At 35.9% G+C, this 22,103-nt stretch carries 23 protein-coding genes; 11 read left to right on the top strand and 12 right to left on the bottom strand.

The features are described 5' to 3' along the window. The first annotated feature begins 213 nt into the window (after nucleotides 1-213). Both cysZ and KO527_RS13260 read left to right on the top strand, forming a co-directional pair. Complete coding sequence (gene cysZ / locus KO527_RS13265; RefSeq protein ID WP_216040768.1) at nucleotides 214-936, top strand: sulfate transporter CysZ; 723 nt, start codon at nucleotides 214-216, stop codon at nucleotides 934-936. A gap of 68 nt (nucleotides 937-1,004) precedes the next feature. After that, nucleotides 1,005-1,811, top strand: coding sequence for a PhzF family phenazine biosynthesis protein (locus KO527_RS13260; RefSeq protein WP_216040767.1), 807 nt, complete (start codon nucleotides 1,005-1,007; stop codon nucleotides 1,809-1,811). Between the two features lie 78 nt (nucleotides 1,812-1,889). On the opposite strand, the gene KO527_RS13255 is transcribed toward KO527_RS13260, so the two are convergent. Both KO527_RS13255 and KO527_RS13250 read right to left on the bottom strand, forming a co-directional pair. Beyond that, nucleotides 1,890-4,277, bottom strand: a complete 2,388-nt coding sequence (locus KO527_RS13255; protein ID WP_252733711.1) for an ATP-binding protein — start codon at nucleotides 4,275-4,277, stop codon at nucleotides 1,890-1,892. 93 nt (nucleotides 4,278-4,370) lie between these two features. Next, on the bottom strand, nucleotides 4,371-4,847 hold the full coding sequence (locus KO527_RS13250) for a zinc ribbon-containing protein (protein ID WP_216040766.1): 477 nt from the start codon (nucleotides 4,845-4,847) through the stop codon (nucleotides 4,371-4,373). Nucleotides 4,848-5,032: 185 nt separating this feature from the next. Between KO527_RS13250 and leuS the strand changes: the two genes are divergently transcribed. Genes leuS through KO527_RS13220 form a run of 6 tightly spaced genes read left to right on the top strand, consistent with a single transcriptional unit; the run spans nucleotide 5,033 to nucleotide 10,944 of the window. Next, entirely contained in the window at nucleotides 5,033-7,612 is a 2,580-nt protein-coding gene (gene leuS, locus KO527_RS13245; RefSeq protein ID WP_216040765.1) for a leucine--tRNA ligase, read from the top strand. A 1-nt stretch (nucleotide 7,613) separates the two neighbouring features. Continuing rightward, nucleotides 7,614-8,132 carry an LPS assembly lipoprotein LptE gene (gene lptE, locus KO527_RS13240; protein WP_216040764.1) on the top strand — a complete coding sequence of 173 codons (519 nt, stop codon included), beginning with the start codon at nucleotides 7,614-7,616 and terminating at the stop codon, nucleotides 8,130-8,132. A 34-nt stretch (nucleotides 8,133-8,166) separates the two neighbouring features. After that, the gene (gene holA / locus KO527_RS13235) at nucleotides 8,167-9,204 is read left to right on the top strand and encodes a DNA polymerase III subunit delta (RefSeq protein ID WP_216040763.1); all 1,038 of its coding nucleotides are present in this window, start codon (nucleotides 8,167-8,169) and stop codon (nucleotides 9,202-9,204) included. Nucleotide 9,205: 1 nt separating this feature from the next. Then, a complete protein-coding gene (nadD, locus tag KO527_RS13230; RefSeq protein ID WP_216040762.1) occupies nucleotides 9,206-9,829 on the top strand; it encodes a nicotinate-nucleotide adenylyltransferase in 624 nt (207 codons plus the stop codon). A 49-nt stretch (nucleotides 9,830-9,878) separates the two neighbouring features. Next, the gene (locus KO527_RS13225) at nucleotides 9,879-10,580 is read left to right on the top strand and encodes an HD domain-containing protein (RefSeq protein WP_216040761.1); all 702 of its coding nucleotides are present in this window, start codon (nucleotides 9,879-9,881) and stop codon (nucleotides 10,578-10,580) included. A gap of 37 nt (nucleotides 10,581-10,617) precedes the next feature. Further along, entirely contained in the window at nucleotides 10,618-10,944 is a 327-nt protein-coding gene (locus KO527_RS13220; protein WP_216040760.1) for a hypothetical protein, read from the top strand. 435 nt (nucleotides 10,945-11,379) lie between these two features. Here KO527_RS13220 and KO527_RS13215 read toward each other — a convergent pair whose 3' ends face one another. From KO527_RS13215 to KO527_RS13205, 3 genes are read right to left on the bottom strand one after another with little or no spacing between them, the layout of a single operon-like run. After that, nucleotides 11,380-12,129 (bottom strand): putative DNA-binding domain-containing protein, encoded by a 750-nt coding sequence (locus KO527_RS13215; RefSeq protein WP_216040759.1) that lies wholly within the window; start codon nucleotides 12,127-12,129, stop codon nucleotides 11,380-11,382. A gap of 2 nt (nucleotides 12,130-12,131) precedes the next feature. Further along, entirely contained in the window at nucleotides 12,132-13,022 is an 891-nt protein-coding gene (locus tag KO527_RS13210; protein WP_216040758.1) for a DUF692 domain-containing protein, read from the bottom strand. 57 nt (nucleotides 13,023-13,079) lie between these two features. Then, complete coding sequence (locus KO527_RS13205; RefSeq protein ID WP_216040757.1) at nucleotides 13,080-13,619, bottom strand: hypothetical protein; 540 nt, start codon at nucleotides 13,617-13,619, stop codon at nucleotides 13,080-13,082. 213 nt (nucleotides 13,620-13,832) lie between these two features. On the opposite strand from KO527_RS13205, the gene KO527_RS13200 reads away from it, so the two are divergent. Together KO527_RS13200 and KO527_RS13195 are read left to right on the top strand one after the other, a co-directional pair. After that, nucleotides 13,833-14,792 (top strand): tRNA-dihydrouridine synthase, encoded by a 960-nt coding sequence (locus KO527_RS13200; RefSeq protein WP_216040756.1) that lies wholly within the window; start codon nucleotides 13,833-13,835, stop codon nucleotides 14,790-14,792. A 106-nt stretch (nucleotides 14,793-14,898) separates the two neighbouring features. Beyond that, nucleotides 14,899-15,252: a TraR/DksA C4-type zinc finger protein gene (locus KO527_RS13195; RefSeq protein WP_216040755.1), complete on the top strand. Its 354-nt coding sequence runs from the start codon at nucleotides 14,899-14,901 to the stop codon at nucleotides 15,250-15,252. Nucleotides 15,253-15,298: 46 nt separating this feature from the next. On the opposite strand, the gene KO527_RS13190 is transcribed toward KO527_RS13195, so the two are convergent. After that, nucleotides 15,299-16,462: a DUF885 domain-containing protein gene (locus KO527_RS13190; protein WP_216040754.1), complete on the bottom strand. Its 1,164-nt coding sequence runs from the start codon at nucleotides 16,460-16,462 to the stop codon at nucleotides 15,299-15,301. A 43-nt stretch (nucleotides 16,463-16,505) separates the two neighbouring features. Between KO527_RS13190 and KO527_RS13185 the strand changes: the two genes are divergently transcribed. Beyond that, the gene (locus KO527_RS13185; RefSeq protein WP_216040753.1) at nucleotides 16,506-17,006 is read left to right on the top strand and encodes a diguanylate cyclase; all 501 of its coding nucleotides are present in this window, start codon (nucleotides 16,506-16,508) and stop codon (nucleotides 17,004-17,006) included. 75 nt (nucleotides 17,007-17,081) lie between these two features. On the opposite strand, the gene KO527_RS13180 is transcribed toward KO527_RS13185, so the two are convergent. The 6 genes from KO527_RS13180 to KO527_RS13155 are packed head-to-tail and all read right to left on the bottom strand — an operon-like array spanning nucleotide 17,082 to nucleotide 22,054. Next, nucleotides 17,082-18,347: a tetratricopeptide repeat protein gene (locus KO527_RS13180; protein WP_216040752.1), complete on the bottom strand. Its 1,266-nt coding sequence runs from the start codon at nucleotides 18,345-18,347 to the stop codon at nucleotides 17,082-17,084. A 12-nt stretch (nucleotides 18,348-18,359) separates the two neighbouring features. Then, a complete protein-coding gene (locus KO527_RS13175; protein WP_042145848.1) occupies nucleotides 18,360-18,974 on the bottom strand; it encodes an energy transducer TonB in 615 nt (204 codons plus the stop codon). Then, nucleotides 18,974-19,375 carry a biopolymer transporter ExbD gene (locus tag KO527_RS13170; protein ID WP_042145850.1) on the bottom strand — a complete coding sequence of 134 codons (402 nt, stop codon included), beginning with the start codon at nucleotides 19,373-19,375 and terminating at the stop codon, nucleotides 18,974-18,976. The genes KO527_RS13175 and KO527_RS13170 overlap by 1 nt, the downstream gene beginning before the upstream one ends. Before the next feature lie 14 nt (nucleotides 19,376-19,389). After that, nucleotides 19,390-19,914 carry a MotA/TolQ/ExbB proton channel family protein gene (locus tag KO527_RS13165; RefSeq protein WP_095367851.1) on the bottom strand — a complete coding sequence of 175 codons (525 nt, stop codon included), beginning with the start codon at nucleotides 19,912-19,914 and terminating at the stop codon, nucleotides 19,390-19,392. Further along, nucleotides 19,914-21,278: a MotA/TolQ/ExbB proton channel family protein gene (locus KO527_RS13160; protein WP_216040751.1), complete on the bottom strand. Its 1,365-nt coding sequence runs from the start codon at nucleotides 21,276-21,278 to the stop codon at nucleotides 19,914-19,916. Before KO527_RS13160 ends, KO527_RS13165 begins: the two co-directional genes overlap by 1 nt. Before the next feature lie 5 nt (nucleotides 21,279-21,283). Beyond that, nucleotides 21,284-22,054: a DUF3450 domain-containing protein gene (locus KO527_RS13155; RefSeq protein WP_216040750.1), complete on the bottom strand. Its 771-nt coding sequence runs from the start codon at nucleotides 22,052-22,054 to the stop codon at nucleotides 21,284-21,286. Nucleotides 22,055-22,103: the final 49 nt, after the last annotated feature.

Here is a 22,103-nt window from a genome sequence, read left to right as displayed (position 1 = left end):
TTATCAGAAATAAAATATATTGATATTAAATCGCGCTCAATATTAATAAGTACCGATTAAATTAAATAAATTGTTGGAAAAATATATTGTTACGCTTATCTTTATTAAAATATGTTTTAATAAAAAACAATTTATTTATACTCAATTATTCTTACGCCTATATCTGTAAGATAAAAAAGGCTTTTAGTTTATTATTTTTTACAAGGAACATAAGTGCAGTCTTCCCAAGGGTTTCAATACTTTTTAGCTGGTTTTAATCTTATCAATACCAAAGGACTTAAACGCTTTGTTTTAATTCCACTATTAATTAATGTGCTGTTATTTGGTGGCTCATTGTTTTTTATTTATGACTGGCTTACACAAGGTTTTTCATATTTAAATGATTTACTACCTACTTGGCTAAGTTGGTTAGAATGGCTCTTATGGCCTATCGCCATATTTACGATATTATTTAGTTATACCAGTATTTTCAGCATCATTACTAATTTCATAGCTGCACCATTTAATGGCCTATTATCTGAAAAAGTCGAATTACATTTAACGGGTAAAGCCATAAATGATGACAAAATTTTAGATACCATCAAAGATGTGCCGAGAATGATAGCCCGAGAAGGGACTAAATTAGTTTATTATTTACCAAGAGCCATTGGTTTCTTTTTATTATTATGGTTTTTACCCATTTTTGGACAAGTCCTCTGGGTATTATTTACATGCTGGATGTTTAGTGTGCAATATCAAGATTTTGCATTTGATAATCATAAGATCCATTTTAGAGAAACAAGACAGCAACTCAAACAAAACCAAGGTCTTTCATATGGATTTGGTTTTGCAGTGTTAATTTTTACCACTATTCCATTATTAAATTTACTTGTTATGCCTGTAGCAGTATGTGGTGCAACTAAGTTATGGGTAGAACAATATAGAGATAAATATTAGAAATAAACTCAAGCTTCAGTGCTTAAAGCTTGAAAATAAAAACATTAAAAATATAAAAGGGAATAAATATGAAATATGCTATTTTTCAAGTTGATGCATTTACTAACGCGCAATTTAAAGGCAACCCTGCAGCTGTAGTGCCTTTAGATGCCTGGTTAGACGATGATACTTTACAAAAAATTGCCGCTGAAAATAACTTATCTGAAACCGCCTTTTATATTATTGATAATGAAAACATTAAATTACGTTGGTTTACCCCTGAAACTGAAGTTGATTTATGCGGTCATGCCACACTCGCAACAGCTTGGGTATTAGTGAATGAATTTGGACATAAAGAAACCGAAATTAACTTTGAAACGCGTTCCGGTATTTTAACCGTATGTCACTTTAATGATGCTGCACATGATAATGAGCAAATTTTTGAACTTGAGTTACCAATTAAACATGCTCATGAATGTGATATTAAAAGCCCGTTATTAAGTGCTTTTGGTCGCCCTCCTTTAGAAATTTTAGCATCGGATGACTATTTATTACTTTTTGAAAATGAACAAGTCATTCGAGAATTGAAACCAGATCTGTCTTTATTATCACAGCTACCATTAAGAGGCGTTATTGTTACCGCACCTGGTGATGAAGTTGATTTTGTATCTCGTTGGTTTGGTCCAAATGTTGGCGTAAATGAAGATCCTGTAACCGGCTCTGCTCATACAAGCTTAACACCCTATTGGGCTAATAGATTAGATAAAACATTATTAACAGCTAAACAGATATCTCAACGTGGTGGTGAGTTAGAGTGTCAATTAAGAAGTGACAAAGTACTATTAAGGGGTAAAGCAAAGCTATATATGAAAGGTGATATTTATATAGAGCTATAAACAGCGATTAACAAAAAGCCAGCGAGTTTTTAATAAATACTCGCTGGCTTTTCTATTTTAGTCTTAATTTATTTACTATTATTCAGAATCAGCACCATTTACCACTTCAGAAATCGCGCTTAATCTTTGCAATGCAATTTGATTAATCGTGCCTTTTGCGTACGTGCCTTTATTTGTTAATGTACCAGCCGGTTTATTCAATAGGATTTCTAACGCTTCATCAACTGTTTTCACTGTATATACATGGAAATGTCCATTAGACACTGCAGTGCGCACTTCTTCATTCAATACCAAGTTTAAACGATTTGAATGCGGGATCATCACACCTTGTTTACCCGTTAAACCACGCATTTTACAAAGTTTGAAGAAACCTTCTATTTTCTCGTTTACGCCACCAATTGCCTGTACTTCACCATGCTGATTAATCGACCCCGTTAATGCGAGTGATTGATCTATTGGTAAACGTGTAATTGCCGAAATAAGGGCACATAATTCAGCTAATGACGCACTATCACCATCGATATAACCATAGCTTTGCTCTATGGCAATACTAGAGCTTAGAGTAAGCGCGAAATCTTGAGCGTATTTATTGCCTAAGTAACCCGTTAGCAGCATCACACCTTTTGTATGTATTGCTTTACCTAGTTCAGCTTCCCTTTCGATATCAAGTACACCTTCAGATCCTGCATATACAGTTGCAGTGATCCTAGCTGGGCTACCAAAGCTCGTATCACCAACATGTAACACAGTTAAACCATTTACTTTACCTATGGCTTCACCTTGGGTATCAATGAGCGTATGACCCTCTTTAATATCAGAGAGCATGCTTTCACTCATTTGTCCTGTGCGATATTGTTTACCGGCGAGGGCTTCCGTTATGTGATGTGCTTCTATGACCTGGCTTAAATCTTGTTTTGCGTAATAGCTAGATTCATTTAGCAGTTCTAAAATATCAGCAAATCTCGCACTCAGTTTAGTTTGATGCTCAGCTTGTCTGTAACTAAAGTATAGAAGTTGTGAGATCGCTTCATCAGTTAAATCTAATTCTAACGCTTTAGAGGCATGCTCTTGCACTTTTGTAATAAATTGATATTGAAATTTATCACTGCCAGGAATGAAAAATTCAAAATCAGCTAAAACACGAAATTGTTCATTAAACTCTTCATCGTATTCTTGCATTAAATAATAAAGTTCACGAGAACCTAAAAATATAATTTTAACATCAAGTGGAATGAGTTGAGGTTTTAAAGAACCACCTCCTGCACCACCATCTTGTGCTAAACAATCATTTTTAATTTGATGTGTTTTTAAAGACAGTTTTAACGCATCCCATACTTGCGGATTTGCCATAACTTTTTCGGCATCAACAATTAAATACCCGCCATTAGCTTTATGCAATGCGCCCGATTGAATGGTGCGGTAACTGGTTAATATCGACCCCTGATGTGAGCCATATTCCGCCTTACCAAATATATTGCCTAATGTCGGGTTTGGTTCATAAATAACAGGCGCTGCATCACCCTCTTTATAATCTACAATCTGATTAGGTGCAAAATAATCAGTTAACATACCGCGTTTATCTAAATCATCTTTGTTGTTTTCATCATTTTCAACATCTAACCATTCTAAAACTGTATCAATTAGCTCATCTTTGATCTCTTTTAAATATTTTAAAATGCCTATTTGTGCCGCATATTTAAACTCAAGCTCTTTTAAAAGTGGTTTAATCGCTTGCTCTGCAGTTGATTTTTTTAGCTCTCTTAGTTTTTCTGATGATTCTCTTTTCCAGCGTGGTAATTCTATTAATGCATCTATTAATGCATCTTCTAATTTTGAGATCACTTCATAGAAATATTGTTTTTGATCATCACTTAAAACCGAGAATTCCGCATCATCAAGTTGTTTGCCATCTACAACTGGGGCAAAACTTAATACATCATTTTCTTCGAATAATGCAATGCTATGCTCAGCAGCAACAATTTCAACTTTATCAATCGCTGAGTCGTATTTGGTATTAAATGCGCGATCGATTGCTTTTTTCTTACGCTGAAATCCAGGGTTATCAAAAGCCGCAGGAAAGGTATCCATAATTTCATCAATTAACGAATCGATATCATCACAAAAAACCTTACCCTCACCAGGTTGCAAGCAAATAGAGATAGGCTCACGGTGATCATCATAATTATTAACGTAAAGCCACTCTAGTGGGGTTTTTCTTGTTTTGCTATGTTGCGTCAATTTATCTTTAACAATAGAGAAACGACCTAATGCAGCCTCTCCCATGACATATAAGTTATAGCCCGGCATTTCCATGCCTAAAGCAAAATCAATTGCGGTTTGTGCGCGATTTTGACCAATGAAGTTTAATGACTCAGGATAAGGTATCGTCATGCAATTACTCACATGCGCCATATCAATTTTTGGTGCCAGTGCCATTGGGCTTAATGCATTATTTTCTTTATTCATCCCTTACTTTACCTCTACTGGGCTTGTTATTTCATAAGCTTATCATAGGCAGTTAAAGAACTTTGATTTTTATAAGGTTTTGTTTGAAAGGAATTAGGGCGATAAAGCTTGTCTAATAAAATAGATCCCACCACACTCATTACAAGCCGATATTTGAGTCGGATGAAAGCTATGCGTAATATCGCCACATTCCTTGCAAACAAGCTCTCCAAAGCCTATCCATTGTCCTTGATGATATTCTCCATTATGTTTAAAGTCTTCCAATAAGGATTGCCATTCAAGTTGTGATTTATCAGCGATAACAGCTAATTCACACCAAATTGTTTCTTTAAATTCTTGTAAAGCTAGGTCATTGTATTGGGATTGATTTTGTTGGTAATGAGACAAGTCGAGTAACAAGTTTTTTTGGTAAATAGACAGTTGCTTCTCACTTGTATGTTTAAACGCTTTTAGCTTTTGTTCCCCTTGCATTAAATTTTCAATTAAATGTTTCATTTCATTATGCTCAACATCTTTCAACCACGCATGGAGGTCGTTAATCCAATCAAAATAACTATCTTGCTTATCCATGAGTTCACCAACTGAAGATGTTAATTAGTAATAAGTATAGGAAATTTCAGACAGTTATGAGTGATTTTTAATAAAAATTTATTTAGTGACCATTAAACCCGTACTATTTATTCAAACCAATGCAATTTTAGGTTATCCTAGCAGTAATTTTTTAGTGATTTTTTGCAATAAGTTTGGAATTGTAAATGCAAGAGCAATATACCCCGCAAGATATAGAGTCAAAAGTACAATCGTACTGGGACAAAAACAAAGTTTTTAAAGTAACTGAGCAAGAAGATAAAGAAAAGTTTTACTGTTTATCTATGTTCCCATACCCAAGTGGTCGACTACACATGGGTCACGTGCGTAACTACACTATTGGTGATGTTGTTTCACGCTTCCAACGCCTGCAAGGTAAAAATGTAATGCAGCCTATGGGTTGGGATGGATTTGGTTTACCAGCTGAAAATGCTGCAATCAAAAACAATACTGCGCCTGCAAAATGGACTTACGAAAATATCGATTATATGCGCGATCAGCTAAAACGTTTAGGTTTTGGTTATGATTGGGATCGTGAAATTGCAACTTGTCATCCAGATTACTACAAGTGGGAACAATGGTTTTTCACTAAATTGTATGAAAAAGGCTTAGTGTACAAAAAAATGTCAACGGTTAACTGGGATCCAGTAGACCAAACTGTACTTGCTAATGAGCAAGTAATTGATGGTAAAGGTTGGCGTTCAGGTGCAGTAGTTGAACAAAAAGAAATCCCACAATGGTTTATTAAAATCACTGACTACGCACAAGAATTATTAGACGATTTAGATAAGTTAGATGAATGGCCTGAGCAAGTTAAAACCATGCAACGTAACTGGATTGGTCGTTCAGAAGGATTAGATATCACATTTAAACGTGCTGATACTAATGAAGACCTTTCTATCTACACAACACGTCCAGATACGATTATGGGTGTAACATATGTTGCTGTTGCAGCAGGTCACCCAATTGCAATTGAAGCAGCTAAAAATAACGCTGATATTGCTGCATTCAACGAAGAATGTAAGAACACCAAAGTTGCTGAAGCTGATATGGCAACGATGGAGAAAAAAGGCATTGCAACGGGTTTCTATGCTGTTCATCCATTAACGGGTAAACAAGTTCCAATCTGGATCGCTAACTTTGTATTAATGGGTTACGGCTCAGGTGCTGTTATGGCAGTACCAGGTCATGATCAAAGAGATTATGAGTTTGCTACAGCTTACGGTTTAAATATCGAGCAAGTGATCACTAATGAAGATAATACTGCTGACATAAGCGAAAACGCATACACAGATAAAGGCACTTTAGTTAACTCTGCAGAATTTGATGGCCTAGATTTTGAAAAAGCATTTAATGCCATTGCTGATAAAGTGACTGAAATGGGCTGTGGTGAGCGTAAAGTTAACTTCCGTTTACGTGATTGGGGTGTAAGTCGTCAGCGTTATTGGGGTTCTCCAATCCCAATGTTAAGCGATGAAGATGGCCAAACAATTGCTGCGCCTGAAGATATGCTACCTGTACGTTTACCTGAAGATGTTGTAATGAACGGTGTAACTTCACCAATTAAAGCAGATCCAGAGTGGGCAAAATCAGAGATTAACGGCGAGCCTGTTTTCCACGAAACAGATACTTTTGATACTTTCATGGAATCTTCTTGGTATTACGCACGTTACTGTAGCCCACGTAATGATGAAGCGATGTTAGACCCTAAAGAGTCAAACTACTGGTTGCCGGTAAATCAATACATCGGCGGTATTGAACACGCAATTTTACACTTATTATATTCTCGCTTTTTCCATAAGTTATTACGTGACTTTGGTTTAGTTGACTGTGATGAACCTTTCGAACGTTTATTATGTCAAGGCATGGTATTAGCTGAAACTTTTTATCGTAAAGATGAAAAAGGCGGCGATATTTGGATTGCACCAAGCGATGTTGAAACCGAAAAAGATGAAAAAGGTCGTGTCACTAAAGCATGGCATAAAGACGATGGTGAACCTGTTTTTGCAGCAGGCACAACAAAAATGTCTAAGTCTAAAAATAATGGTATCGACCCACAAACTGTAATCGACCAATATGGTGCTGATACAGTACGTTTATTTATGATGTTTACTGCTCCACCAGAACAAACTCTAGAATGGTCTGATTCAGGTGTTGAAGGCTCTCATAGATTCTTAAAACGTGTTTGGAAATACGCATACGATGTTAAGGCTGCTGGTACCGCTACACTTAATAAAGATGCATTAACAAATGACCAAAAAGCACTGCGTCGTGAATTACATAAAGCCATTGCAAAAGTAACTGATGATTTAAACCGTCGTCAGACTTTTAATACTGCTATCGCTGCAGTAATGGAGTTATTAAACAAGTTAAATAAAGCGCCTTTAGCTGATGAGCAAGATATTGCTTTAGCAAACGAAGCATTAACAGCGATTATTATTATGCTTTCGCCTATCACACCACATATCAGCCACCAGTTATGGCAAACTTTAGGGTTTGAAGGCGATGTGATTGATGCATCTTGGCCAACATTTGATGAAAGTGCACTTGTTGAAGACGAGAAGTTAGTCATAGTGCAAGTTAACGGTAAAGTCCGTGCCAAACTGACTGTTGCTGCAGATGCTGATCAAGAATCAGTTGAAAAGGTTGCTTTTGCAGATGCGACTGTAAATAAATTTATTGATGGTAAAACCATTCGTAAAGTAATTTACATTAAAGGTAAAATCTTAAACGTGGTTGCTAACTAATATGCCTTTGCTTTTTGATAAAGTAACAACGTATTACAAACAGATCATAGCCGTTTTGCTATGCTCTGTTGCGCTATCAGGCTGTGGCTTTAAGTTAAAAAAGGCGTCTGTTTTACCGCAGGAGTTTAAATACCTTACAGTGACAGCCGATGACGCAAACTCTGCGTTATATCGTCAACTTAAAAAACAGCTGGTAAATGCTAACGTAGATTTATCTGAAGATGCGATTGGTAGACAAGCTAATAGCCCTCACTTGGTATTAAATAAAGACAAACTAGATAGACGTACATTGTCTTTATTTAAAAATGGCCAAGTAGCAGAATATGAACTTACCTATCATGTTGCTTATCAAGTGTTCCGCCCTGGTCAAGATACAGTAAAACACAACTTTGAGCTTTACCGTACTTATCAAGACGATCCAAACAAAGCGTTAGCAAAAGCAAAAGAATTAGATATTATTTTGACTGAAATGAGATTGCAAGCGAGCCATAGAATAGTGAGAGAGCTTTCTCAATTATGATCTTTAATATCAAAAATAATGGCGTACGTTAGTTGTGCGCTGTTATGTTAACCAACTAAAAACACAGTTAAATAAAGGGCTAAACCCATTTTATTTAGTGATGGGTGAAGAACCCTTTCAAGTACAAAGCTGCACTGATGACATTCGAAACAATGCAAAAAAACAAGGCTTTAATGAAGTTTTAAAATTTAGCATCTTACCTCAGTTTGATTGGAATGAAATTACACAAGAATATAATAGTCTGTCATTGTTTAGTGATAAACGTATTATTGAAATTGAACTAGGCGATCAAAAAGCCGGACAAACAGGCTCAAACGCCTTAAAATCTTTAGCCCAACATATTAACCCTGATTGTATTGTAATTATTAAAGGCAATAAAGCAGGACAAGATATTCAAAGATCTGCATGGTTTAAAGCCTTGGACAAAGATGGTTTATTTATACCTTGTTATGAAATCACCGCTAATAATCTTAATACTTGGCTAAATCAACAATGCCAAAATTTATCCTTGGTACTTGATCAACAAGCTAAACAATTTTTACTTGAGTCTACTCAAGGCAACTTATTAGCGACACATCAAGAACTTGAAAAGCTAGTATTACTTTACGGCAGCAATGCAATTACCAAAGAGCATTTGATTAGCGTATTAAGGAATCAATCTAAGTTTGATATTTTTGATTTATCTGATGCCTTGCTAAACGGTAATTTAAAACTCATTATAGACATTATTAGCAACCTAAAAAGCAATCATAATGAAGTAGCCAGTGTTAGCTGGGCTATCACCCGAGACGCACAACAATTGTTTGAAATGAGCAATGCAATTCAGTCAGGTGAAAATATTAACCAAGTATTTAAAGCGCATAATGTGTGGAAAAACAAACAAGTGCTATACCAGAATGCATTAAATCGCATCCCTTTTTCACAACTAAAACATATTTTAGTTTTACTGGCACAATTTGATACTGGTTTTAAAAGTGGCACACTTGTATCGCCCTGGCAGGCATTGGCGCATATTGGCATCAGCTTTACGCAAGCATTTAATCCTCCCTTGCCAATTTATAAAGAAGACTAATATGATAGGTATTTTTGGCGGTACATTTGATCCAATTCATTTAGGCCATTTGAATATTGCAGAGGAATGTGTAAAGCAACTTCAACTAGATAAACTCTTCTTTATGCCCTGTGCAACCCCTGCGCACAAATCATTATCAAATATTAGTGCTGAACACCGCGCTCATATGGTCAACTTGACTATCAAAGATAATAACCTCTTTGCTTTAGATGATAGAGAGCTAAAACGCACAGGAGCCTCTTATTCGGTTCTAAGTTTACGAGAGTTAAAACAAGAGTTTCCAGATCAAAGTATATTATTTTTAATTGGCATGGACTCTCTAAATACTTTAAGTAGTTGGTATCATTGGCAAGAAATCACCCAACTTTGCCACTTAGTTATTTGTAAAAGACCAGGACAAACGTTTTCACCAAGCCAAGAAACACTCGATTATTTAAATCAAGCAACAACAGCATATCAAAGTGACTTAAAAGAGATAAAATCAGGTAAAGCTTTCTTCTTAGATACACCTGAATTTAATATCGCCTCAACTCACATCCGAAATAATCTGAATGAAACAAATTCAATCAATCAACTACTGCCCAAAGCAGTTCTCAGTTATATAAAACTAAATAAGTTATATTAGCCGTAAAATCCAACCTAAAAATCGTATTTAAAAGTAAGTGGTAGTAATGATGAATCAAGCTGAATTAATCCATTGGCAAAAGCAATTTAAAGCATTTGTAACTGAGCAAATGCAACAAGACCCAGCTCATGATATAGCCCATATACAAAGAGTTGTTACCAGTGGTATCGCTTTAGCTAACAAAGAAAACGCTGACATAAATATCGTTTTGCCTGCTTGTTGGTTACATGATTGTGTCAATGTGCCAAAAACATCAAATCTTCGTGCTAAAGGCTCTATTTTAAGTGCTGATCGTGCCATTGAGTACCTAACAGAAATAAAATATCCAGCACACTATTTTGACGCCATTCATCATGCCATTGCTGCCCACAGTTATTCAGCAAATATCGAAACTAAAACATTAGAAGCTAAAGTTGTACAAGATGCTGACCGCTTAGATGCATTAGGCGCTGTAGGCATGTCTCGGTGCTTAATGTTAGGTGCAACATGGGAAAGTCAGCTTTATCATTTTGAGGACCCTTTTGGCTCAAATAGACCACTTGATGATAAGAAGTATTGTATAGATCATTTCTTTGTTAAGTTACAAGGTCTAGTTGATACCATGAAAACGCCAGCAGGATCCATTGAAGCTCAAACTCGTTGGCAGTTCATGGCGCTATACCTAAAACAGTTAGGTCATGAAACAGGGATTGATTACCAAGCCAAAAATAAATTAAAAACAGGCTCAAGCAGTTTCACTTTGAACAGATAAAAGCTACTCTATTAAAGAGTAATAAATAGGTGATACTGTGACTGAGCTACCAAAAGAAAAAAAATTGAATGTTTTATTCCGCTTAGAGCCTGGATGTCTAGGTCCTACAGGCATAGATTTGATTGAAGGTTTTTGCGAATTTGCAAATTCAAAAATATCAGAACTACCCTATGCAAGTTATATGTTTGTGCCTAGATTTGATAAGACGCTACCTGAGTGGGAATACAAAATTAATACAAGAAATTTAAGCAATGAAAAAGTTGCTTCATATTTGGCAATATTTAATCAAGTAAAGTCACAATTTGAAGAAAGCTTAGAAGAACAGGTAACTGAATATATTGAAATATATTTGAATCGAAAGTAACCCTGTAGGTTGAGTTTTTACTAGCAAACATTCATGCTAAATCAACCTACAGCAGTTATTAAATAGCACTATACAGACAGTAATTTATACCATCCTAAAATTGCATTCAAACAACCCACTCCAGCAAATACAATTAGAAAAACTAAAAAATATTTAAAATTAAACGGGTCTTTAAATTCACCTTGCTGACTCATTATTTACTACCTTTATTGATTAAACACAGACGCGGCGCAATAATAGAGCAATTCTGATAATCAATAAAGTATTATAATTTATTTTTGGGTAACTAAAACACCTTGCTCTATCAGGACACTTAATACACTGTATCCATATACCCTTGCTTAATGATATTGATAAATATCTAACTGTCAGATGTATTTTTTATAACGCACAGCACTAAAATTTAAATATTTACTGCATAAAAAAGAGTATCGTTTATTTTTGGGTAACTAAAACGCCTTGCTCTATCAGCGCGGTTAATATACTTACAGCACCTTGCTTTATTATATCTAAAGATAACGATTGAACTTGGCTTTGTAATGCTTCACATAAAGCTTCGAACTTTATATTCGGGTTTTCATTTATTATCTGCAGCATAAGTGCGGTCATGCCGTTGATAGCAATAAAACCCACTTCGTCTTCTAAATCTCTAAAAACAATTATATAACTAGGTTCTTCAGGTATGCTTTGTGGTTGATTTTCAGGGCTTATTGTATGTACCGGAAACTGATAGCTTAAAGACCAAGCTAAATGGGACAAAGATAACGGTGTGATATCTAAATCATCAGGATCAAAGTTTGTATATGACTCATCTTCATCTCTAATTGAAATATCTAGCTCTACCCACTCATAATGTGCTAACTCAAGCATAAATATCGGATCATGTGTTGTCATTTGATACTGGTGACTTAGATACTCAATAAACTCTTGTGAAATTTCTAAAAAGTATGGTGTTTTACAATTATGTTCAATAAAGAATTTTCTGACTAAAACCAGCCAATCATCTTCATCATATAAAGATTTTAGAACAGGAAAAGCAGAAGTAATAAAGCCTTCAATATTGTTGAAAAATAACTCGCTATAAATAGCCATTCTTCTTGGTTCTATATCAGAAGGAGCTGCTATATGATCGGGGTCTTTTATGTGAGCCATAAATTGCGCTTGCACGTCTTTAAAATGAGACATAATTATACCTGCGCTATTTTATTTACAATGTCAGTAGTATTTAAAACTGAACTTGGCTGTAATGGCGAATTAAATGTTTGTTGAATTGATTTTATTTTATTAACCTCTATTAATAAATCAGCAATAGGTGGGATATTAAAATCACGTTCTAATAACGTTGGAAATACACCATGGAATTCATAAGCTTTTTCTAATAAAGACCAAACTGGATCAATAACATCGGCTCCATGAGTATCAACCAGTAGATCATCTGCTTCATCATAATGACCAGCAATATGACCATAAGCAATGCGTTTAGTTGGCAATGCTTTTAAAAACTCAATCGCATTATATTTATGATTAATTGAATTAACATAGATATTATTTACATCAAGTAATAAATCACAATCTGATAATTCTAATACTTGATTTAAAAAGTCTATCTCTGACATTTCCTGACCAGGAGCAGCATAATACGAGACATTTTCAATGGCTATTTTCATCTCTAAAATATCTTGAACTTGTTTTATTCTATCCGAAACATAGATAGCACTTGCCTGTGTAAATGGGATCGGCATTAAATCATACATATGACCTTTACCCGAACAGTAACTTAAATGTTCACTATAAAGTTTAATATTATGTTCTTTAAAGAAAGGTTTTAATTGTTTTACAAACTCAATATCCAGGGGTTCAGGAGAACCAATTGAAAGCGATAATCCGTGGCATACAAAGTTATGTTTTTGAGTCAGTTTTTTAAGGTTTTTTTTAAAAGCGCCGCCTAAGATCAACCAATTTTCAGGTGCTATCTCTAAAAAATCGACATCAGAAGGATAATTATCAATCATTTCATCTAGCATTTCTCTACGTAAGCCAAGCCCAGCCAAACCTAATAAAGGTGTATTCTTATTCATAAAACTTACCTAAAAAAATGGCCAGATAAACTGGCCAGTATAAAATAAAATCATTGTTTATTTATGAGAGCCGCACTTACCTTCGCCACATTTTCCTTCTTTTTTGGCTTTTTTCATGTCACCACCGCATTTACCTTCGCCACACTTGCCTTCTTTTTTAGCTTTTTTCATGTCGCCGCCGCACTTACCTTCGCCACATTTACCTTCTTTTTTGGCTTTCTTCATATCACCGCCGCACTTACCTTCGCCACATTTGCCTTCTTTTTTAGCTTTTTTCATGTCGCCACCGCACTTGCCTTCGCCACATTTACCTTCTTTTTTGGCTTTCTTCATGTTACCGCCGCACTTGCCTTCGCCACATTTACCTTCTTTTTTGGCTTTCTTCATGTCACCGCCGCACTTACCTTCGCCACACTTTCCTTCTTTTTTCTTCATATCGCCGCCACATTTACCTTCGGCAGAAACAATTTGGTATCCGGCGGACATTGTTTTCATTTCAAAAGGGTTTGCTTGCGCGTTCACAGACGCTAAGCTTGAAGCTCCAATAGCAACAGCACCTAATGTTAGAGAGATAGATTTCTTATTTAATGTTTTCATATTGGATTTCCCTTTTACTTAAATTTACTTGCACAAAATGTGTATTACTTATGAAGACCTAGTCTTAGATAATTATCTTTCAAATTAATTATATTAAATTTTTTAAATTATTCTAATTTTTGTTAAATATGACACCAAAACCAAATAATCATTTATCAAAATGGCAGTTATCTGTAAAATCCCCAACCTTATTTCACTGACTCAGATCCCTTTATGAAACTGATTTTAGCACCTATGGAAGGTGTAGTTGATTTTAATATGCGACAACTACTTACTGACATTGGTGGTTTCGATTTATGTGTGACAGAATTTGTTCGTATTGTTGATCAAGTATTATCACCAAAAGTATATTACCGTTACTGCCCTGAGCTGCTTACTCAAGGTAAAACAAGAGCCGGTACACCTGTTAGAGTACAACTTTTAGGTCAAGATGCAAATTACTTAGCTGAAAATGCAATTGTCGCATCAGAGCTTGGATCTCATGGCATTGATCTCAATTTTGGTTGCCCTGCAAAAACAGTGAATAAAAGTAAAGGCGGCGCAGTTTTACTAAAAACACCTGAGCATATATATGAAATAGTAAAAAAAGTACGAGAAGCTGTTCCTTTAAGTAATGAAGTTTCAGCTAAAATTCGCTTAGGTTTTGACGATGATACGTTATCGCAAGAAATATTTGATGCAATAAATCAAGCCGGCGCTAATACCATTACGATTCATGCAAGAACTAAAAAAGACGGCTATCGTCCGCCTGCATATTGGGAAAAAATAAAACCTTTGATGGATAAACCTCACGCCATGCAAGTTATTGCTAATGGTGAAGTTTGGAATTTAGATGATTATAAAAGGTGCCAATTAAGAAGTGGCTGTGTTGATGTTATGTTAGGTCGTGGTGCATTAGCTAAACCGGATCTGGCTAAGCAAATATCGTGTGCTAATTTATCTCAAGAGTACACGGAATTATCTTGGCAAAGTATATTAGTTCATATTATTAATTCTTCAATGCACAATGAAGAACCTAAAAAAGAAAAATACTTTTCCTCTAGAACGAAACAGTGGCTGAGGTTTTTATTGCTAACATACCCGCAAGCGAATGATTTATTTAATGATATAAAACGCTTAAAATTAAAGGATGATGTTTTAAACATGCTAAAAGAGCATGCAAAGATCATTTAATTGATTTACATCATAATAAGATTATAAGACTGCCTTCTATAATTCGTAAATACAAACAACGGTTACCTTCAGTGATCGTTATTACGAAATAGGAGGAAATTTACTTATGCCGCATTCTTTAATGCTATTTAAGAATAGATTAACAGAGGAAGCAAAAAGACTAAGAGCCGAACTTTTACAAGATTTAAGTCAATCAGAACATTTTTTCGAACGTGAAATAGCACTCAAATTAAAAGCAACCCCTGATATTAACTGGATAGAGCTATTACAAGATAAAATTTACCCGACATTAAATAAAAAAGTAATTAGATTAAACAAGGTCGAAGCAGCTTTATGTCAATTTGAGCAAGGCGTTTATGGCATTTGCGCTGATTGTGAAGACGCTATTTCACTATTAAAATTGGAACAGGACCCAACAGAACAAAGATGCCTGCCTTGTGCTGACAAATCAGCTGTTTAATTAATATCATAAAAATTAAACAGCCCAGAACAACCCGTTTATTGAACTATTTTTTTTCTAGTAAACCTTTTGCACCTGACATGATTTGACCAGGATAAAATACAACATGCTCTATGAGTGAAGTCACTTCATCCTCAGTTAAATCAAAACGTTTATTTAATACATGCTGAGCTTGCTTTAAACCCCAACCTTGATAATGAATACCTAAATCGATTTCAGCAATTGTAAGCCAAAATAATTTAAAATTACTGTGTATGCTCCCTGGTTTTTCATATAAAGCTTCAAACGTTTCATTGTAATTGATATAACCCTGCTGCCAATCTAACCCGTTTACTTTTACATTTAAAATCTCTATACCAAATTGTGAAACTAAACTTGTCAATAAAGGTTGCGGTAATATAAATCCGGCCTCATTTAATTGTTTTTGTAGTGCAGCGTCAGACATTTTATCAATTGCTACTACATTTTCGCCTTCTAAGCTTTTTAATTCACTTTGTATTGCGATTAGCCATTCATCTGGCGCCTTAACACCACCTAAGAAGTAATTTAACTTAGACTGGTACCAATCAACCCCATTTGGCATTTGTCGTAGCCCTAACATGTTTCTTGGTTTATATTTTAAGACATATGTTTTTAGCTGCTCTAAGGCACTTCTAAACTCTGTCAGTTCAGTACTTTCTTTAATATTTACATTATTTAGTTTCTCATTCACTAATGTAATTCGAGCGATTAAATCTGAATGCGCCATCTTATTAAGTTTAATATTACTCTTAGTAGCCTCTTCTAATCTAGTCTGAACGAACCTCAGCCAAATTGTCGCATCTGATAACAAAGCAGAGTTTTGTGTCGTTGAGGTATTAGTTAGCACGGTATCAAGCACATTGATAGCTGATGGCCACGGAAAATAACGCTCAGGAAAGCGCTGTTGTATCATCAAATAATCTAATTCTGCTTTCGCACCTGTTCCACTTGATATTTCAAAAAAGGATAAATCAGTATAAATTTGATGCCTTTTCATTAAATATGTTTCATCAAATGGGTAATCAATACTTTGGTTTAGCACTACATCAGATGGTAATAACAAATGATTTAATACCTTCAATTGTTCTATTGAACCCTTAGTACTTTTGCTTTTCGGTATGTGTGCATCATTACATGCAACTAATACAGGTAATAAAAAAATTATTAAAAATTGAGTAATTTTGTTCAAGCTAATCTAACCTTATTTAAGAGGGTTAATTAAAGGGTGGCCTATGATATTTTCTTTTCAAAATGCATCATTTAGAGATGGTGATACAGGATTATACAATCAAGCATATTTTATGGAAATACTAAACAGGGAATGGCATAGATTAATCAGAGATAAATCTACTTTATCCATATTATTCTTAAATCCACATATAAGTACTTCAAACAGGATAGATAAAGACTGCTTCATCGAAATAGCACATTTATTGCAGGATTCAACCTATCGTAGTAGCGATATAATTTGCCGATTTGATGACAATTTTTTTGCAATTGGCTTATTTGATTTAGATGAGGCTGGAACAAATATTATTGTTCAACGAATACAAAGCAATATAGAAAAGCGCATTAAGTTAAGATCTGTATCAATCAATTTGACTGTAGGTGCGACAAATGTTTTACCAACATACGATATACCTTTAGAAGATATATTTGTTAAAACAGCCAATACACTCAAAGAAGCGGAGTCTCAAGGGTGTAATGCCTATTCAATCCATGGGCTGCATTAGTCATTTTTAGGTTTATAAAAACAAAAAACCCTATTCAAAAAATGAATAGGGTTTTTGAGTTAACAAAAGTTAACTTTAGATCTTAACGCCTTTACGTGCTGCTTTTTCTTTAATAAAAGAAGACCAACTTTTCGCAAACTTACGTGTTTTAGGATCTTTAGCTGATTCCATAATTGCAGAATAAGCTTTCTTGTATTTTTCTTGCTGGAAATAAGCATCAGCTAAATCAGCATAAATACGACCTTTCTTTTTAGAACCTAACTCAAGAGCTTTGTTTAATGCTTTAACAGATTGTGAGAATTTCTCGCTCTGTAGCAATAACGCGCCTGATTTACGATACAGTTCAGCATCGTTATCAAACTTACCTGCTTCTTGGTAGTACTTTGAAGCCTTAGCAATCTCTTTTGACTGATGGAAGTAACTTGCCATCGCCATAACATTTTGCTTAGTGCGCTTAACTTTATCTTCTTTCATTGCCTTTTCAAATAATGCACCGGCTTTGTAAGGGATTTCGTTAAGAGAATAGAAGCTAGTTAATATTTTATAATCAACTTCTGTTTCAAAGTGACCGTTTTTATAAGCCATTTCCATGGTTGAAAGACCTTTTTTATAGTCTTCAACTTGCATGTAAAATTTACCTAACTGAGTCCAAGACTTAGGCATTTCTGGCCAAGTTTTAAGTACAGTTTCAGCAACTTTAACTACATTTTTGTAGTCTTTTAGCTCATAAAAAGCACCGATTTTTAAATCATATGGTGCTTTTTTACGGTCATCAGGTTTTTCCAACGCAATGGCACGATCTGCTGGTGCAATTACATCTTTAAATGCTTTAAGCTCGTAGTTAGCTTGTGCAATTCGGATGTAAACATTGGCATCTTCTTCACCTGTAAAGTCCATCCAATCCATGTAAATTTCTTTAGCTTCTTTGTATTTTTTAGTACCTGCATACAAATCACCCATCAATTTCATAGATTGAGCTTGGTCTTTAAAGTTAAGAACATCTTCAGAAATAGCCAGTTTCATGTATTTAACAGCTGCAGAATAATTTTCTTTTTGAGCATTTAACTGCCCTAAGTAAAAATTAACTGTTGCTTTATCAAATGCATTAGAAGGTTTCAGTTCAAGTAAAAGAGCAAGTGCACCATCTATATCTTCTTCATTATAAAGATCAAATGCTTTAACTACTTTTTTACCTGTACGCTCACCCATTATTTTGGTTTTAGCTTTTTTACGTTTTTCAATTTCTTCGTAATTAGGCTTAGCCATAGCTGTAGGTGAAACAACAGAACCACCCAAAGAGATAAGCAGGGCAAGAGCTGTTACTTTTGACAAGTTTTTCATTTCTATTCCTCCTTAACCTTGGTTAATTTTAAAGTCTAATTGAACTTGAAGGCCTGGCTGTTTCATGGCTTTACCATCAACAACTTTAGGCTTGTACTTCCACTTACGTAGAGCACGTTTTGCTTCGCGGTCAAATATACGTTTTGGTTCAGCGTTTATAACTTTAACATCTTCAACACCACCAAGTTCATTGATAGTGAAAGATAACTGTACCCAACCTTCTTTACCATCACGTGCAGCTTGCACTGGGTATTTAGGTTCAATTCGAACGATAGGTGTAGCATCACCATCACGACCAAAAGCACCTGGACCACTCAGTCCTCCAGCTGAACCACCTACATTGATGCTTGGCATATTAAATGACAAGGCTCCGGCATCAGGTGTACTGTTGTCCGGTTGTGGTGGCTGCGGCTTAGGCGGCTGCTTTGGCGGCGGCGGCGGCGGAGGCGGAACACGTCTACGCTGCTGCACCTTCGACTCAGGCGGATTCGTCATAATTTCGACTATGATTTTTTCTTTTTCATCTTCAGCTCTCTTATCTCCACTGGAGATAAGAAAGGCCATGAAAAAGAACAAGCCGAAAGTAACTGCCCCACCTGCAATAAGTGAAAACAGAAAACGAATCATCAAGGAACTCCTGCAATAGAAATTCTAGAAACACCTGTCGTCTTGATAGCATCCATTACTTTAACAACGATACCATGTTTTGCTTCTTTATCCGCTTGGATAATTACAACATCAGTAGGCTGTTCAGCTAATAAACTTTCAAGTTTCGCAGATACACGTTCGATATCAACAACACTCTTGTCCATATGAACTTCACCACGTGCATTGATAGCAATAAAAATATTTGCATTTTTTTGCTTACTTGCTTGTGCTGCTTTTGGTTTATTGACTTCAATACCCGCTTCTTTAACGAATGAAGTAGTCACGATGAAGAAGATCAGCATGATGAAAACGATATCTAGCATCGGTGTCATATCTACTGCAGCGTCTTCTTCTTCACGAAAACGTTGTTTACGTGCCATATTTAAATCTCTCTCTAGTGATGTGGCAGACTATCAATTAATGAAGCGCGAGCAACTTTCGCTTTAGCTTCAAGACGTGTACTAAAAAATACACCAGATAGCGCCGCAACCATTCCAGCCATAGTCGGAATTGTTGCCATTGATATACCAGCTGCCATTAAACGTGCGTTACCTGTACCTTGGTTTGCCATTGTTTCAAAAACAGCGATCATACCAGTTACAGTACCTAACAGTCCGATTAAAGGACAAACAGCTACCAAAGTTTTAATCAACAACATACGCTGGCTTAAATTTTCGGACGCTTCAGAAATCCATGCTTCACGAATTCTGTGTGCGTACCAGGATGTAGTATCCTGGCGGGCATCCCAACTAGCGATTATTCCTTTTTTCATACGAGGAAACTCGGTAGTTAAGAACCAATAACGCTCTATCATTAATACCCACATAATGAAAAGTGCTATCGCGACCACATAAAGTACTTGGCCGCCTGTAGCCACAAAATCCCTGACAGATTCCCATAACTCTATCAGGAATAACATTAGGCTTTTTCCTTCTCTGCGTGAGCTGCGATGATACCAGCGCTTTGCTCTTCAAGAACGTGCACGATTGATTTACTACGCGCATGTACAACAGCGTGTAAGAAAATTAATGGTAGTGCAGCAATTAGACCTAGAGCAGTTGTTACTAGAGCCATTGAGATTGAACCAGCCATGATTTTCGGGTCACCTGTACCAAACAAAGTAATTTGTTGGAAAGTTTCGATCATACCAACAACCGTACCTAGTAGACCTAGTAACGGAGCGATAGCTGCGAAAATCTTGATAATATTGATACCAGCTTCAATGCTTGGAGTTTCTTTCATGATAGCTTCATCAAGTTTCAACTCAAGGTTTTCAACATCTTGGTTTTTGTTGTCGCTGTAAACTTTAAGAATACGACCTAGTGGGTTTTTCTCACTTGGTGCGTTAACATTCTTAAGTTGTGCTTTCATTTTGCCACCGATAACAGTAAGTGCAGCTAAACGAACGAAACCAATTAGGAAACCAACAACTAATAACACTGCGATTACGTAACCAACTGTACCACCTTGGTGGAAACGGTCTTCTGGCGTCGCTTTTTGCGTGTTAAGACGAAGGATTGAACCACGAGTTGGATCTAAGTAGAAACCTGAGTATGAACCAGCTGAAGCTGAGATTAAATCAGAAGCAGAACCTACGATGTGACCGTCTGGTTGACGACCTAAAGGTTGGATTTGCTTAGTTTCTGGGTGGTAGATTAAGTAACCTTGATCGCTAACTAAGTTGAAGTTACCTATACGAGTAACTTGCATCATGCTAGTTGCACCGTCAAGTTGAGCAACTTCAGCATCAAATTTAGATACTTTAGCAGACTCAGTCATTTCAGTTTGAAGTGCAATCCATAACTCTTCAAGTTCACGAGTTGTAGGAAGTTTTTTAGCTTCTGCTAATGAACGTAATACTACTTCGCGACCTGGTTTTTCAGCACTTACTAAAGAAGCTTCAATTGAACCAATTGTTTCAGATGCAGCACGACGTACAACACCAAACATTTCACCAAGTGTACCTTTAGCATTTTCAAGCGCTTGCTCTTTTTCTGCTAAAGTAATTTCATTTTGTGCATATTGCTTTTTAAGCTGCTCACCACGTGCTTTTTCAGCAGCTAGTTCGCGTTTTGCTTTATTATGCAAAGCTTTTTTGTCAGCACGAGCAGAAAGGAATTCTTGCTCACGTTGCTTGTTAATTTTACCTTCAGAGATACGATCTTTTTTTACTTGCTCTAAAATTTTATCTAGAGAAGCTGTATCTGCGTGAGCATTTAATGCTGCACCAGCAGAAACTGATAGTACTGCAGCAACAGCAAAACCTTTAAAAAGTTTCTTCATTAGTTTTACTCCGCGCCAAAGATAGGTAGTTTAACAAGATCGAATGACGCTTGCTTACGTGCCATACGGATAAGAGTTGTTACTGGTTTTAGGTATTCTTCACCTAAAGCATCCCAAGATCTTGACGTGTTGTTCCATACCCATGCGTTTTTCATGTCTAAAGACTGAGCAACGTAAGAGATACGACCAACTTGAGCGAAATCTACAGTGATATCACGACCATCTAGTTTCAATACACCTTGAGTGGCGTTAACAACTGAACTGTAATCTTTTTCAATAAGATATGCTTCAAGTACTTGACGGTATTTCTCAGAAGTCGTTACTTGAGAGCTAACCATAGTGCTACGAAGTAGTTCAATACGTGCTAAACGTTTTTCAGTATTGAATGGAACGTCCGCTTTGATGAATTGCTCAAGCGTATCGATCATGCGATACATCAAAGGCACAACGTTTTGTTTCGTTTTATCGATTTCTGCGATTTGATCATTAAAAGATTCGATTGAAGCATTTTGGTCTGCAACCAAACGTGCTACGTGATCGTTATAAACTTTAATGATTTCTCTTTCGTCAACAACAGAACGGTACTCAGCGATTAACTCTTGAGTTTGTTCATATACATTGTCGATTTTAACTTGTGATTTTACAGCGGCCTTATGAATTTTCGCTTCAGCTTTATGAAGGTCATTCAAAGGATCTGCAATCACATTATTGCTTGCTAATGCAAATGCGCCAACCAACGCAGATGCTACAAGGCTCTTTCTGATTTTAACAGACATAGTTCCCAACCAATTTAAGTAATGTAACTTTTTTAGAATTTAAAACTGA

The organism is Pseudoalteromonas sp. C2R02 (assembly GCF_018860845.1).
GTDB lineage: Bacteria > Pseudomonadota > Gammaproteobacteria > Enterobacterales > Alteromonadaceae > Pseudoalteromonas.
The sequence above is the reverse complement of the archived record's forward strand: the minus strand, read 5'-3'. Positions and strand labels throughout refer to the sequence as shown.